Consider the following 15,194-nt stretch of genomic DNA (forward strand, 5'->3'; position numbering starts at 1 on the left):
CGTACCTTAAAGAAATTTGAAACATGCATCATTAATATGAACCTGTTTATAGGGTGAAAGAGAAAGGTGAGGTAGTAGGCAGAAGGGCATTAAAGGATCATTAAAATGTATTTCGTCATAATCCAACACATAATGTTCAACAGATGTGATAAGGAGAAGATGTGTGCAATTATTATTCAATCAACGCGGGAAAATAATTCATTACTAGTTAATGCTTGTTGCATTGGCTAATATTAACTTATGGTGCTGAAAAATTGGAGCACCCTCTAATTTATCTGGCCTAAGGTAAATAATATTAAGTTGTGTAAAAAATTTTAAGACGATCACAGGAGAACCCATGCAAACTACGTTAACATTCAACTCACCGAGCTCAATAAACACTAAGCCCTCATATGGATGTCGTAGGTTTTACGATGACGCTTCCTTCTTGCCAAATCCCCTACAAGGTTTAAAAAAAGCGGGAAATTTTGCTGTTAATACAAAGCTGATTTTTGACGAAAAAGCAGTGGGAAATCTAAAATTTTGCGAATTATTTACGAATAAAGTATTATTAAACACTCTTACAACTCCCTTTAAATATAATCAATCAAACCATGTAGTGTCTCCTAAAAATAATAGAACTAATGATTACATATCATTTATAATGAACAAGAAATTCATTAGCCTTGACAATTTATCTGAGTCTTTAATCGATGTAATTAATTCTCGCTATGCTGAGACATTAACTACGGAAGGTGAATGTGTTGAATTTAACCACTGCCGCGCCTTTTTCGATGTTAAGTATGATAAGATTCGTTTTGCATTCAAAAATGGTGCAGTTGTGAATCTCTCAGTTAATGCTGAAGGTAAGGTTTATGGGTTTTACGATTACTCACATGACTTAATTAAGATTATTGCGGCTGGGATTATAAGAACTGGATTCGCGGAGAAATTGGTCGTTGTCTTAGAGAAAATTGAAGTTGATAAGACAGCAGCTTTAGCAAATGTAGTGACGTCTGATGATAAATTAAAACTCCTTAACGGCATATTAAAAAAAACTCGGTATTTTTTCAAGGGTAGCCGTTTCAAGTCGAGTAATAAGATAAAGACCAACGATGATATAAAAGTTCGCTGGGATGAACACATCGAAACGATAAGACTCTTAGGATTATGCCGTGAATATCCTAATACTGGATTTCTTGAAGAATATATCAAATTTTCAGTCGACCATCAAGTTGGGAATTGCGGCGAAATGGCAAGAATAACTTATGCCTTTTGTGAAAGTTATCATTTATGTCCAGAGTTTATTAGTTTTGAAAAAAATAAATATTCTAATCACGTAGCATGTGGTGTTAAAATAAACAATGAATATTACATACTCGATCCTTGGGCTAATATAATATGTAAAGAAATAAATTTTATATCAGCTCTGAAGAATAAAATTGCCGCCTGGAACAAAAGTGGTAAATTTATTTTAAACGGGGAAGCTGGAACTATTCACATGAGTCAAAATAGTATAACGCCTGTTGACCTATTGATGACACCAGAAGATATTTCTAAATTCAAGTTAGTACGCAAAATGAAATTAAACCTGGGGCGTCAAGTTGTTGGCTCCGCCTTCATAAATTATCTAGAAGATAAATTGAAAAATAAAGGGTTTGATAAAAAAGCAGCGGGTTAAAAATTTCTTAATTGTAAAGCATTATTCAACGCATTGATTATAAAGCTTAATGCGTAGTTTTACGTAACCCTACATCCATTAGCAATAATGAGGAATTTTGAAGCCGCTCGACGGTAAGAAGTGCCTAAGATGTACTGAACCCCAAAATTTGACACTGCCGCTGTTTTCAACATGAGCCGGGTATTCTACCTGGTTCATTCACCTAAATAGGTGATCCTCATACCACGACACTTTTGCTTGACCGTGCCTCCCTTCGGAAAATGGGCTTCCCGTTTTCATAACCGGTGGAGTATGTCGGCGCGAGGTCGGCGTAAATGAGAACTGCTGGATGATATAAAAAGACCGGAACCAGACCGTTTATTGCCGCGGCGCCTCAATCGCCTTTGGAATCAGTAAATTTCACTAAAAATACTTTGATTGAAATGTATCAGAATCAGCTATGCTGAGCTTTAGTGCGAAAATACACCTTAAAAATAGCCTTGGCGCAGCTCAGGTGTCAACAATACACAAATGTTATAAATATAGTCCCCAAATAATTACTCTAACTTAAGGCATATTTTGTATTCTCGACGATATTAGTTCATTTTTTTTGCTTAAGCGGCTTGATAAGCCCCTCAAGCCCCTCGATTTTAATGGCGAGCGTAATCGACATCAGTTCCCCCAGCCGGCCCTGGGGGAATTCACCTTTACGGGCAAACCACAGCAGATAAGGCTCGGGCAGATCGATAAGCGCCCGCCCCTGATATTTGCCGAACGGCATTTCGGTATTGGCGATGGCCACCAGATCTTCTTTCTCCATGATTGACTCCTCTTGGGCCGGGATCGGTGTCACTCGCCCAGCAGGCGCATCATTTCCGCCTCATCTATTACCGGAATATTGAGCTGCTGCGCCTTGGTCAGCTTGGAACCGGCCGCCTCGCCCGCAATCACCAGATTGGTCTTGGCCGACACGCTGCCGCTGACCTTGGCGCCAAGGGCCACCAGGCGGTCCTTGGCCTCGTCGCGGGAAAGCCCGGTTAACGAGCCGGTCAGCACGATGGTCTTGCCGGCGAACGGGTTATTGTCTTCGGCGGGCGCCGCCACCGGCTCCGGCCAGTGGATGCCGATGGCGGGGCTGACCAGCTCGGCGATAACATCCAGGTTGTGCTGCTCGTCAAAAAAGTTGCGCACATGGGCGGCCACCACTTTACCAATATCCTGCACGCTCACCAGCGCGTCAATATCGGCGGCGTACAGCGCATCCAGGGTTTTGAATTCCGCCGCCAGGTTGGCGGCGGTGGCCTCCCCCACTTCGCGAATGCCCAGGGCATACAGAAAACGGGCAAACGTGGTTTGTTTGGCGGTCTCCAGGGCCGTCAGCAGATTTTGCGCCGACTTCGGCCCCATGCGATCAAGACGGGCCAGGATGTCCTTATTCAGGCGGAACAGATCGGCGGGCGTCTTGACCAGCTCGCGCTCGACCAGCTGATCGATGATTTTATCGCCCATGCCGTCCACATCCAGCGCCCGGCGCGACACAAAATGCTTCAGCGCCTCTTTGCGCTGGGCGCCGCAGACCAGGCCGGCGGTACAGCGCACCACGGCTTCGCCTTCCACCCGCTCGACGTCGGAGCCGCACACCGGGCAATGGGTGGGAAAGGCGATCGGCCGGGCATCGCCGGGGCGTCGCTCCAGCACCACGCCCACCACCTGGGGGATCACGTCGCCGGCGCGGCGGATAATCACCGTATCGCCGATTTTCAACCCCAGTCGCTCGATTTCATCGGCATTGTGCAAGGTGGCGTTGCTGACCATGGCGCCCGACACCAGCACCGGCTCCAGACGGGCCACCGGCGTTACCGCCCCGGTACGGCCCACCTGGAACTCGACGTCCCGCACCCGCGTCATCTGCTCCTGCGCCGGAAATTTATAGGCGATGGCCCAGCGCGGCGCGCGGGCGACAAAACCCAGCCGCTGCTGCAGCGCCAGGGAATCGACCTTGATCACCACGCCGTCGATATCAAAGCCCAGGCTGGCGCGCTGTTCCTGGACATGGCGATAGAATTCCAGCACCTGTTCGGCGCCGGTACACAACCTAATACGGTTGCTGACCGGCACGCCCCAGGATTTAAACAGCTGCAAGCGTTGCCAATGGCTGGCGGGCAGCTCGCCGCCTTCCAGCAGGCCGACGCCGTAAGCGAAAAAGGTCAGCGGCCGTTTGGCGGTGATGGCCGGATCCAATTGACGCAGCGAGCCGGCGGCGGCGTTGCGCGGATTGGCGAACACTTTGCCGCCCTCGCGTTTGGCGTCGTCGTTCAGCCGCTGGAAACCGGCCTCGGACATAAACACTTCGCCGCGGATTTCCAGCCGTTGGGGAAGGGGTCCGTCGCCGTCCTGGAGCCGCAGGGGGATGGTGCGGATGGTGCGCACGTTGGCGGTGATGTCTTCGCCGGTGGTGCCGTCGCCGCGGGTGGCGGCGCGTACCAGCCGGCCGTCTTCATACAGCAGGCTGACCGCCAGGCCGTCGAGCTTCAGCTCGCAGCAGAATACCAGGTCGTCGTCGCTTCTCAGGCGATCGCGCACCCGCTTGTCAAACGCCAGAAAACCGTCTTCGTCAAACACGTTATCCAGCGACAGCATCGGCACTTCATGGCGAATCTGGTGAAAGACGGTCAGCGGCGCGCCGCCGACGCGCTGGGTGGGGGAATCCGCGGTAAGCAGTTCAGGATGCTGCGCTTCCAGCTCGCGCAGCTGCGCCATCAGCCGATCGTATTCGGCATCCGGCACCTGCGGCTCATCCATCACATGATAAAAATATTCATAACGGCGCAGCAGGGCGCGCAGGGCGTCTATTTGTTGATTGATTGGTTCCATTGCTCACCATCAGCGAAAAACCCCCCGCAAGCGGGGGGCGTGAAAATCAGGCGCAACAGCCGTTGGCGTCAGGCGCTGGCGTTAACATCAAGCACGTCGCGAATGCGCGCCTTGTAGATATCCAGCTTCTGGGGCGTTAACATCCGGCGTTCATCATCCAGCACCACGCCGCCGCAATCGTCCGCGATACGCTGCGCCGATTGCAGCATCAGTTTGAAATTCTGATGCGCGTCGCCATAGGAGGGTACCATCATGAACATAGAGACGCCCGGGGTGGTGAAGGCCGCCATTTCCTCGGGATCAAAGGATCCGGGTTTGACCATGTTCGCCAGGCTGAACAGCACCGGGCCGCTGCCCGCGGGATTCAGGTGACGATGGAAGATATTCATTTCGCCAAACTGGAAGCCGGCCTGCAGCACGCTTTGCAGCAGTTCCTCGCCACCGATGACGGTGCCGTTGTGGGCCGCGACGTGCAGGACCAGCACGGTCTCCCGGCGCTTGGCCGGCTGGGCCGGCTGGGCCGGCTGAGGGTCGGCGTCCCTTGGCGCGTCGCCGCGCGTTTCCTCACGGGGACGGGACGGCGCGGGAGCCGGAGGCGGCTCGTCCGGCAACACGGCCTGCTGGCGTTTTTTGAAAAATGAGGTCTTCATCCGCGGCGCCGGAGCGGGCGGCGCGAGCTCGTCTTCCGCTTCTTCCGCCTCGCTGTCGGCGTCGACATCATCGAGCAGGGGATCGAAGTTATTGCGCGCATGGGTTGCGGACTTATTGCCGAAACCCGGTTCCTGCTGCGAACGCGGTCCACGCGCATGTCCTCCCGGGACGCGAATCTCGGGTTCCTGCGTGTCATAGCGCCCAAACGCGGGCTCGTCGTCGGCACGGACCTTGGTTACCCTGACTTCGCCCACACCTTCATCACGCTCTTCCAGCGGAGGCTCGTCCTGATCCTGTCGGTCTTGTTTCAGTCGTTTAACCGGGCGATCGCGGAAAACCGATGAGCGTTCTTTACGGCTGGTCCACAGGCCGTGCAAGAGCAACGCTATGATAGCGATCGCACCAACAACGATTAATATCAGACGCAAATCCTGCATCATTGCCATCTCAGTTGTTCTAATTCATTGCCACGGCGGCAAACATTTACTCTGTTAACTCTATTTGCCTGCGTAGACAAGTGCAAGTCCGCGCGGTACTTTCTGACAATAAAGATAGCATCAGCACAGTTTTTTGCTGTTTTTTCAACCAAAAGTGCTAAAACGACAAAATACTGGCGTAGCCGATGCGTCCGTTTTCCTTTTTCTCCGTATAAAAAATGGTCGAAAAAAATGTTTAACGATACAAAATCCCGCAGCGGTTGCCATTATTTTGTCCGCGGCTGGCATTTAATCATGCTGCCGGGCATCAAACGCTACGTTGTACTGCCGCTTATCATGAATATCGTGCTGCTCGGCGGCGCGTTCTGGTGGCTGTACACACGTCTGAATATCTGGATCCCCAGGCTGATGGAACATATCCCCGCCTGGATGCAATGGCTGGGCTATTTGTTATGGCCGCTGTGCGTCCTGGCGGTGCTGCTGATATTCAGCTATTTTTTCAGCACCGTCGCCAACTGGATTGCCGCGCCGTTCTGCGGTTTGCTCGCCGAACAGCTGGAAGCGCGTCTCACCGGTCATACCCTGCCCGACAGCGGGGTCATGGCCATGGTCCGGGATACGCCGCGCATCCTGCACCGCGAATGGCTTAAACTGGCGTACTACTTGCCGCGGGCGCTGGCGCTGCTGCTGTTGCACCTGATACCGGCCTTCGGTCAGACCGTGGCGCCGGTGCTGTGGTTTTTGTTCGGCGCCTGGATGATGGCCATCCAATACAGCGATTATCCCTTCGATAATCACAAAGTGCCTTTTATCGCCATGCGCCGCGCATTGGCGCGACACAAAGCCCAGAACCTGCAGTTCGGTGCCCTGGTCTATATCTGTACCGTAATCCCCTTGCTTAATCTGGTGATTATGCCGGTGGCGGTATGCGGCGCCACGGCGATGTGGGTCGACAGGTATCGTACCGATTTCGCGGCGCCGGTGCCTATGAGGTAATGGCCCGCCCCCCGGCGGTACGTTCTTAAAACTTATGTCTTAATAACATATCGATATACTATTCTTTTACTTCCGTCGGCCATGCGAAAGGGTATGCTTTGGTTATCATTCCCCCAATTTGCACTTACAGTAAAGGACCGGCCATGAGCAACATTTACGAAGACAATTCCTACACCATCGGCCATACGCCCCTTGTCCGCTTAAACCGCATCGGCAATGGTCGTATTCTGGCGAAAGTGGAATCCCGTAATCCGAGCTTCAGCGTGAAATGCCGCATCGGCGCCAATATGATTTGGGACGCGGAAAAACGCGGCGTGCTCAAACCCGGCGTTGAACTGGTGGAACCCACCAGCGGCAACACCGGCATCGCCCTGGCCTATGTCGCGGCGGCGCGGGGCTATAAGCTGACCCTGACCATGCCGGAAACCATGAGCACCGAACGCCGTAAGCTGCTCAAGGCGTTGGGCGCCAGCCTGGTGCTCACCGAAGGGCCGAAAGGCATGAAGGGCGCCATCGCCAAGGCGGAAGAGATCGTGGCCACCGATCCCAAGCGTTACCTGATGCTGCAACAGTTCAGCAATCCGGCCAACCCGGCCATCCATGAACAGACCACCGGCCCGGAAATCTGGGAAGATACCGATGGCGATGTCGACGTCTTCATCGCCGGCGTCGGCACCGGCGGCACCCTGACCGGGGTGAGCCGTTATCTGAAAAAGACCAAGGGAAAAGCGGTTATTTCGGTGGCGGTTGAACCCACGGACTCGCCGGTGATCACCCAGGCGCTGGCCGGTGAAGAAATCAAGCCCGGCCCACATAAAATTCAGGGCATCGGCGCCGGTTTTATCCCGGAAAACCTGGATTTGAGCCTGATTGACCGCGTGGTGAAGATCACCAACGACGAGGCCATCGCCACCGCCCGCCGCCTGATGGAAGAAGAAGGCATTCTCGCCGGCATTTCCTCCGGCGCCGCGGTTGCCGCCGCGCTGAAATTACAGGAAGACGCGGCCTTCGCCGACAAGACCATTGTCGTGGTACTGCCCTCTTCCGGCGAGCGTTATCTCAGCACCGCGCTGTTTGCCGATGTGTTTACCGAAAAAGAGTTGCAGCAGTAAAATCCATCGTCGCTTATGTGCGCTTCTACCCCAAAAAGCACCCTGCCGGGTGCTTTTTTGTGGAGTAGATCAAATTTTTGCCCCCTGCATAATTGATTTTGTTGGCTCTGTCTTGTATTTAAGCAGACAATTATTTCGATGTATGAAATTAATCAGGCTATTAATTGTTCTGCTAGCTGAATCGATTAACGCCCTATGGATTTTGGCGCAAAAGCGGCATAATGGTAAATGGCACAACGGCGTATCACAGCTTTCATAAGCGTTAGCCAGAAATGCTTTTATACCGTTTTTTGCTCGCATACATCTTTGTCTTTGTAACATACTCAGGCACTAACCATATAGGCTAAAGTCCATGTTTTAAGCTAAACTTTAGCCCCACAACACTGATATCATCTAATAAGTTGGGGAAACATAATGTTCCAGCAAGAAGTCACGATTACCGCACCTAATGGTCTGCATACCCGCCCTGCCGCTCAGTTTGTCAAGGAAGCCAAAGGCTTCGTTTCCGATATCACCGTAAGCTCCAACGGTAAAAGCGCCAGCGCAAAAAGCCTGTTCAAACTGCAAACGCTGGGCCTGACCCAGGGTACCGTGGTCGCCATTATCGCCGAAGGGGAAGACGAGCAAAAAGCTGTGGAACATCTGGTTAAACTGATGGCAGAGCTTGAGTAATCCAGGCCCGTTTTTTTACGTTAACGCGAGTCACGAGTGAGTAAGGTAGGGTTATGATTTCAGGCATTTTAGCATCACCGGGCATCGCCTTTGGTAAAGCGCTCTTACTAAAGGAAGATGACATCGTCATCAACCGGAAAAAGATTTCTGCCAACCAGGTTGAGCAGGAAATCGAGCGTTTTCTGGCTGGACGTACCAAAGCATCCGCGCAGCTGGAAGCGATCAAAACCAAAGCTGGCGAAACCTTCGGTGAAGAAAAGGAAGCAATCTTCGAAGGCCATATCATGTTATTGGAAGACGAAGAGCTTGAGCAGGATATCATAGCCCTTATCAAAGAAGACCTGGCGACGGCGGACGCCGCCGTTTACAACGTTATCGAGACCCAGGCCAAGGCGCTGGAAGAGCTTGACGACGAATATCTGAAGGAACGCGCCACTGACGTGCGCGATATCGGCAAGCGGCTGCTGCGCAACATCCTCGGCATGCCCATCATTGATTTAAGCGCCATCGCCGAAGAAGTGGTGCTGGTGGCAACCGATCTGACGCCCTCAGAGACGGCGCAGCTCAATCTTGACAAGGTGCTGGGGTTTGTCACCGATCTGGGCGGGCGCACCTCCCATACGTCCATTATGGCCCGTTCCCTGGAACTGCCGGCCATCGTGGGCACCGGCAACGTCACTAAAAGCGTGGTTAATGGCGATTATCTGATTCTTGATGCCGTCAACAACCAGGTGTATGTCAATCCGACGCCGCAGCAAATCGAAGAACTCAAGGCGCTGCACAGCCAGTACGTGCTGGAAAAGACCGAGCTGGCCAAGCTGAAGGACCTGCCGGCCATTACCCTTGACGGCCATCAGGTCGAAGTGTGCGCCAATATCGGCACGGTGCGCGACGTCGCGGGCGCCGAGCGCAACGGCGCCGAAGGCGTGGGCCTGTATCGCACCGAGTTCCTGTTTATGGATCGCGACTCCCTGCCGACCGAGGAAGAACAGTTCCAGGCCTATAAAGCCGTGGCGGAATCCCTCAGCACCGGTTCCATTATCGTGCGCACCATGGATATCGGCGGCGATAAAGATTTGCCTTATATGAACCTGCCGAAAGAAGACAATCCGTTCCTGGGCTGGCGCGCCATCCGCATCGGCCTGGATCGCAAGGAAATGCTGCACGCGCAGCTGCGCGCCATTCTGCGGGCGTCGTCCTTCGGCAAGCTGCGCATTATGTACCCGATGATTATCTCGGTGGAAGAAGTGCGCGAACTGAAGGTGGAGCTGGACCTGCTGAAAGCCCAGTTGCGCGAGGAAGGGAAATCCTTCGACGAGTCTATCGAAGTGGGCGTGATGGTGGAAACACCGGCCGCCGCGACCATTGCCCATCATCTGGCGAAAGAAGTTGATTTCTTTAGTATTGGGACAAACGATTTAACTCAGTATACTCTGGCGGTGGATCGCGGTAACGAGTTAATTTCGCATCTCTACAACCCCATGTCACCGGCGGTGTTGACGCTGATTAAACAGGTTATTGACGCATCTCACGCGGAAGGTAAATGGACTGGTATGTGTGGCGAGCTGGCAGGTGATGAACGTGCTACACTACTGTTATTAGGGATGGGACTGGATGAATTCAGCATGAGTGCTATCTCTATCCCGCGCATCAAGAAAATTATTCGTAATACGAATTTTGGCGATGCAAAGGCGTTAGCAGAGGAAGCTTTAGCTCAACCGACCGCGGACGAGTTGATGAATCTGATAAACAAATTCATTGAAGAAAAAACGCTCTGCTGATTTCACGACGCTGACCCGCTATAAATGCTTAGGAGAAGATCATGGGTTTGTTCGATAAACTGAAATCTCTGGTTTCCGATGATAAGAAAGACATGGGAAGCATAGAAATAGTTGCACCCCTTTCAGGTGAAATTGTTAACATTGAAGATGTGCCTGATGTCGTTTTCGCCGAAAAGATCGTGGGCGACGGCATTGCCATTAAGCCCAGCGGTAACAAAATGGTGGCACCGGTTGACGGCACCATTGGGAAAATTTTTGAAACCAACCATGCTTTTTCCATCGAATCCGATAACGGGATCGAGCTTTTTGTCCATTTCGGCATCGATACCGTCGAGCTGAAGGGCGAGGGCTTTAAGCGTATCGCACAGGAAGGTCAGCGCGTCAAGAAAGGCGACGTCGTGATTGAGTTTGATCTGCCGTTATTGGAAGAGAAAGCCAAATCCACCTTGACTCCGGTCGTGATCTCCAATATGGATGAGATCAAGGAACTGATTAAGCTGACCGGCAGTGTTGTTGTAGGCGAAACACCCATTATTCGTATAAAGAAATAATACCAGGCAACCCAGTCCCAGCCAGGATGTGTTATCGTCCGGCGCAAACGGCACCCAGCGGGTGCCGTTTCTCTTTGCTGAACCCGGTGTTGCCATGATTTGCCTTTAACACGTCTGTATTGCGGCCGGTGATCATGGGGTCCGTCGCGCCATGGGACTGAGGTGGTCTTTAGGTTCTGTGCAAGTGAATGTCGCTGCGGCGAGGGTTATGCCGCTGCGGTAAGGTTTATGCCGCTGCGGTAAGGTTTATGCCGCTGCGGTAAGGTTTATGCCGCTGCGGTAAGGTTTATGCCGCTGCGGTAAGGTTTATGCCGCTGCGGTAAGGTTTATGCCGCTGCGGTAAGGTTTATGCCGCTGCGGTAAGGTTTATGCCGCTGCGGTAAGGTTTATGTTGCCGTGGCGTGGGTTTCGCTTGCCGTGCGTGCGGTGGTTATATGCAATGCCGGGCGCCGGCAAGCGACAAAGAGGCCGTACCGCGACGGCCTCCTTGACCTCCGCGCGCCCGGCAGGTCGCGCGTCGCTGCGCGATGCCTTCAGCCGCCCATGTCCCCGTTATGCACCGGCCCGGTTAGCGCTCCCGGCGCAACCGGGCCTTTCGCCGCTCCCGGCGGCTCATGCCGGGGCCACTGGCGCCGTCAGCGCGCTTTATGCCGGTCCACATGTCGCTGTTCGCCTGCAGCCTATGAAGCGATCGCGACGCTGTTGCCTGGGATAGGGTCTGGCGTCGGCAGACGATTGACCGTTATAGATGCAGTTGGTAGAGCAAAAGACAGGTCATACAGGCATGCTCTTAGCAGTCATGCAGTCATGCAGTCATGCAGTCATGCAGTCATGCAGTCATGCAGTCATGCAGTCATGCAGTTAGGCAGTTAGGCAGTTAGGCAGTTAGGCAGTTAGGCAGTAAAGTGTTTATCATTCAACTTTAAGCTTTAACAGTAAGCATTACACTTTCGGCCATCAGCGGGTAGACTCTGGGCCAAAATGGATGCTGATATTTTTCCCGGTAAGTGCATGCCGCAAGAAACCCAAAAACGCTATTTTACTCACAGGCGATGGTGTTGACGTGGTGCCGGCATAGAGTGCGCCGGCGGCGCGCAGCGCGGCTGGATGAGCCGCCGGGAGCGGCGAAAGCCCGGATTGCGCCGGGAGCGCATATCGGGCGGTCCAAAAGCCGGGATGGGTGATGCCGGGCACCGCGCAGCGGCGCACGATCTGCCGGACGCGCGGAGGTCAAGGAGGCCGTCGCGGTACGGCCTCTTTGTCGCTTGCCGGCGCCCGGCAATACCTATGAACACCTCACGCACGGCAAGCGAAACCCTCTCCGCGGCAACATAAATCTCACCCGCAATCCCTCGCCGCGGCAACATAAACCTCACCCGCAATCCTGTCGCGCAGTTGACTAAAAAACGGGCCCGACGCTACGCCATCTGCACCCTTAAACACGCGCAGGGTTCAGGCCCAGTGAGGAATACGGATACGGATGACCAGGCCGCCGCTGGCGCCGTTAAACGCTTCCACCTGCCCGCCGTGCGCCAGCACCGCCTTGCGGGCGATCGCCAGGCCCAGGCCGTAGCCCTTGCCGTTCAAGGGCGAATTGACGCGCACGAAGGGATCGAAAATACTCGAGAGCTTGCTCTCCTCCACGCCCGGCCCCTGATCGGCAACGGTAATATCCAGTTGAGTCTCCACCCGGGACAGCGTCACGCTGACGCGTTGCCCGTGGGTGGAAAAACGCACGGCGTTGCGCACGATATTTTCCACCGCGCGCCGCATCATTTCCGCATTGCCTTTCACGGTATAGTCTTCCGGCTGGGCGGCGCTCAGCGCGATTTCCACCCCGGGCACCTGCGCCTCGTAGCGTGCGTCGTTGACCACCGCCTCCACCAGCCCGTACAGATCAAAATAGTCTTCGCCGGCAGACCCCTGGTGTTCGGCGCGGGTGAGCGCCAGCAGCTCGCCAATCATCCGGTCCAGACGGCCCGCCTCATGTTCGATGCGATCCAGGGATGCGGAAACATTATTCGGATTCTGGTGCGCCAGGCCGATGGCCAGCTGCAGGCGCGCCAGCGGCGAGCGCAGCTCATGGGAAACGTCATGCAGCAACGCCTCGCGATCGCTGACCAGCACCTGCAATCGTTCGGCCATGGCGTCGAAATCCTTGGCCACGTCGGTGATTTCGTCGTGGCGCCGACGCATCACCGGCAGCAGGCGCACGCTTAAATCGCCGCGGGATACCCGCTCAAACGCCCTGCGCAGCATCAGCATCGGCCGGGTCAGGTTCCAGGCCAGCAGCATGCTGAACAGCAGCCCGCCCGTCAGGCCCAGCCAGAACAACGGGCTTGGCATATGCAAAATGCTGCCGCGGCGTCCCTGGTGCGCGTCATGGCGCAGCCCGAGAAGATCGTAACTGAGCAGGTAATGCCGTCCGTCGGCGGCGGTAACCCGCCGGCTGATGATGTCGGGCGGTCCGAAGCGGGTGGTATCGTCCGCAACCGGATCGGCGACGTCGGCGACAAAGGAGAAGAACTGCCGATCGGTGCTCGTCCATGCCGCGCGCAGGGCCTCGAACGCCGGTGTCCCGCCGCTGGCCAGTACGGACGCGGCGGAGTCAAGCTGCAGGTTGGCGATACGGCGGGCGATATTTTCCTCGGGCGGCTCGTGATGGCTGCCGTAGAGGGAGAACACCACCCAGAGCAGTTGGGTAATCAACAGGAAAATCAGCCAGAATCCCAGCAGTATCTTCCAGAACAAACGACCCCGGTTGGCCATTAGCGAATCCGGTAACCGATGCTGCGCACGGTTTCAATGCTCAGATTACTGCCGGGCAAAACGGATAATTTCTGGCGAATATTGCTGATATGGACATCGACGCTGCGATCGTAGGCCTCGCGGCGACGGCCCAATCCCTTTTCCGACAGGTCGTCCTTCGAAACCACGCGATCCGGCGTGCGCATCAGCAATTCCAGTAAATTAAACTCCGAGGCGGTGAGGTCAAAGGCCACTCCCTGCCACTGGCTGGAGCGGGTGGCGGGATTGAGCGTCAGTTCGCCATAGCGTACCGCCCCCGATTCCGGCGGTTCACTGCGCTGCTCGTCAAACCGGCGCATCACGGCGCGCAGCCGCGCCACCAGTTCGCGTGGATAACAGGGTTTGGGCATATAGTCGTCGGCGCCCATTTCCAGCCCGATCACCCGGTCGATATTATCGCCTTTGGCGGTAAGCATGATAATCGGGATACGGCTGCTTTTGCGCACCTGGCGCAGCACATCGGTACCGCTCATATCCGGCAGCATGATATCCAGCACCATGGCGGTATAGTCGCCGGACAACGCGCCGATGACGCCTTCCTTTCCGGTCAGGGCCAACGACGTGGTAAATCCTTCAGCGCTCAGGTATTCACTGAGCATCTTGCCCAGTTCCTGATCGTCGTCAACCAGCAAAATCTTCATATTTTTCTCCATAACAGCGGCATCTCTCTTCATCAGGCCTAAGCATGGCATAAAACCGCGCCGGGCAGGCGAATTATCCCCTTATGCAGACCGCTAATCAGGTAAGTCGTTCAGACCGCGTCAAACACGCCGGTGGAAAGATAACGGTCGCCGCGATCGCAGATAATCGCCACGACCAGACTGCCAGGCGCCTCGCGGGCAATGCGCAACGCGCCAGCCACCGCGCCGCCGGAGCTGACGCCGCAGAAAATGCCCTCCTCGCGCGCCAGCTGACGCATGGTATCCTCGGCTTCCCGCTGGTGGATATCCATGATCACATCAACCACCTCCGGGCGGAATATGCCTGGCAGATAGGCCTGCGGCCAGCGGCGTATGCCGGGGATAGCGCTGCCTTCGGCGGGCTGCAGCCCGATAACGCGCACGCCGCCGTTCTGGTTTTTCAGGTACTGGCCGACGCCGGTGATGGTGCCGGTGGTGCCCATGGCCGAGACAAAGTGGGTGATGCCGCCCGCGGTTTGCCGCCAGATTTCCGGGCCGGTGGTGGAAAAGTGGGCATAGGTATTATCAGGATTATTAAACTGGTCGAGCACCTTGCCCTCGCCTGAGCGCGCCATATCCTGCGCCCGGTCGCGCGCGCCTTCCATCCCCTCCTCCCGGCTGACCAGCACCAGCTCGGCGCCATAGGCGCGCATCGCCGCCTGCCGCTCCATGCTCATGTTCTCCGGCATCAGCAGCCGCAGCCGGTAGCCCTTCATGGCGGCGATCATCGCCAGCGCAATGCCGGTATTGCCGCTGGTGGCTTCTATAAGCCTATCGCCCGGCGCGATTTCGCCACGCCGCTCCGCCTGGGCTATCATCGCCAGCGCCGCGCGATCCTTGACCGAGCCGGCCGGGTTATTGCCTTCCAGCTTAACCCGGATCTCGCTGCCGGTCCCCGCCCCCATACGGCTTAATGTTACCAACGGGGTATTGCCTATGCATTGTTCAAGGGTTGTCACGTCGCTATTCCAATAATAAAACAGGCGGCCGCCG

12 protein-coding genes are annotated in these 15,194 nt (G+C 54.9%); 6 read left to right on the forward strand and 6 right to left on the reverse strand.

Translation table 11 applies throughout. The features are described 5' to 3' along the window. The first annotated feature begins 337 nt into the window (after nucleotides 1-337). On the forward strand, nucleotides 338-1,660 hold the full coding sequence (locus ACL2XQ_RS18765; RefSeq protein WP_413723379.1) for a transglutaminase-like domain-containing protein: 1,323 nt from the start codon (nucleotides 338-340) through the stop codon (nucleotides 1,658-1,660). A gap of 580 nt (nucleotides 1,661-2,240) precedes the next feature. On the opposite strand, the gene ACL2XQ_RS18770 is transcribed toward ACL2XQ_RS18765, so the two are convergent. The 3 genes from ACL2XQ_RS18770 to zipA form a co-directional block, all read right to left on the reverse strand. Continuing rightward, entirely contained in the window at nucleotides 2,241-2,459 is a 219-nt protein-coding gene (locus ACL2XQ_RS18770) for a DUF3820 family protein (RefSeq protein ID WP_331120350.1), read from the reverse strand. A gap of 29 nt (nucleotides 2,460-2,488) precedes the next feature. After that, the gene (gene ligA / locus ACL2XQ_RS18775) at nucleotides 2,489-4,513 is read right to left on the reverse strand and encodes an NAD-dependent DNA ligase LigA (protein WP_413739548.1); all 2,025 of its coding nucleotides are present in this window, start codon (nucleotides 4,511-4,513) and stop codon (nucleotides 2,489-2,491) included. A gap of 68 nt (nucleotides 4,514-4,581) precedes the next feature. Next, nucleotides 4,582-5,604: a cell division protein ZipA gene (zipA, locus tag ACL2XQ_RS18780; RefSeq protein ID WP_413739549.1), complete on the reverse strand. Its 1,023-nt coding sequence runs from the start codon at nucleotides 5,602-5,604 to the stop codon at nucleotides 4,582-4,584. 228 nt (nucleotides 5,605-5,832) lie between these two features. Between zipA and cysZ the strand changes: the two genes are divergently transcribed. The 5 genes from cysZ (at nucleotide 5,833) to crr (ending at nucleotide 10,713) form a co-directional block, all read left to right on the forward strand. After that, nucleotides 5,833-6,597, forward strand: a complete 765-nt coding sequence (gene cysZ, locus ACL2XQ_RS18785) for a sulfate transporter CysZ (RefSeq protein WP_410014116.1) — start codon at nucleotides 5,833-5,835, stop codon at nucleotides 6,595-6,597. Nucleotides 6,598-6,740: 143 nt separating this feature from the next. Then, nucleotides 6,741-7,709, forward strand: a complete 969-nt coding sequence (cysK, locus tag ACL2XQ_RS18790) for a cysteine synthase A (protein WP_410014115.1) — start codon at nucleotides 6,741-6,743, stop codon at nucleotides 7,707-7,709. Between the two features lie 414 nt (nucleotides 7,710-8,123). Next, nucleotides 8,124-8,381: a phosphocarrier protein Hpr gene (gene ptsH, locus ACL2XQ_RS18795; protein WP_162368145.1), complete on the forward strand. Its 258-nt coding sequence runs from the start codon at nucleotides 8,124-8,126 to the stop codon at nucleotides 8,379-8,381. Between the two features lie 53 nt (nucleotides 8,382-8,434). Further along, a complete protein-coding gene (gene ptsI, locus ACL2XQ_RS18800; RefSeq protein ID WP_410014114.1) occupies nucleotides 8,435-10,162 on the forward strand; it encodes a phosphoenolpyruvate-protein phosphotransferase PtsI in 1,728 nt (575 codons plus the stop codon). A gap of 41 nt (nucleotides 10,163-10,203) precedes the next feature. After that, entirely contained in the window at nucleotides 10,204-10,713 is a 510-nt protein-coding gene (crr, locus tag ACL2XQ_RS18805; RefSeq protein WP_413723383.1) for a PTS glucose transporter subunit IIA, read from the forward strand. 1,452 nt (nucleotides 10,714-12,165) lie between these two features. On the opposite strand, the gene ACL2XQ_RS18810 is transcribed toward crr, so the two are convergent. The 3 genes from ACL2XQ_RS18810 to cysM form a co-directional block, all read right to left on the reverse strand. Beyond that, complete coding sequence (locus ACL2XQ_RS18810) at nucleotides 12,166-13,482, reverse strand: ATP-binding protein (RefSeq protein WP_410014113.1); 1,317 nt, start codon at nucleotides 13,480-13,482, stop codon at nucleotides 12,166-12,168. Further along, nucleotides 13,482-14,162, reverse strand: a complete 681-nt coding sequence (locus ACL2XQ_RS18815; RefSeq protein WP_410014112.1) for a response regulator transcription factor — start codon at nucleotides 14,160-14,162, stop codon at nucleotides 13,482-13,484. The genes ACL2XQ_RS18810 and ACL2XQ_RS18815 overlap by 1 nt, the downstream gene beginning before the upstream one ends. 110 nt (nucleotides 14,163-14,272) lie before the next feature. After that, a complete protein-coding gene (gene cysM, locus ACL2XQ_RS18820) occupies nucleotides 14,273-15,160 on the reverse strand; it encodes a cysteine synthase CysM (RefSeq protein ID WP_413723384.1) in 888 nt (295 codons plus the stop codon). Nucleotides 15,161-15,194 lie beyond the last annotated feature (34 nt).

This window comes from Sodalis sp. RH14 (assembly GCF_047324285.1).
Classification (GTDB): Bacteria; Pseudomonadota; Gammaproteobacteria; order Enterobacterales; family Enterobacteriaceae; genus Acerihabitans.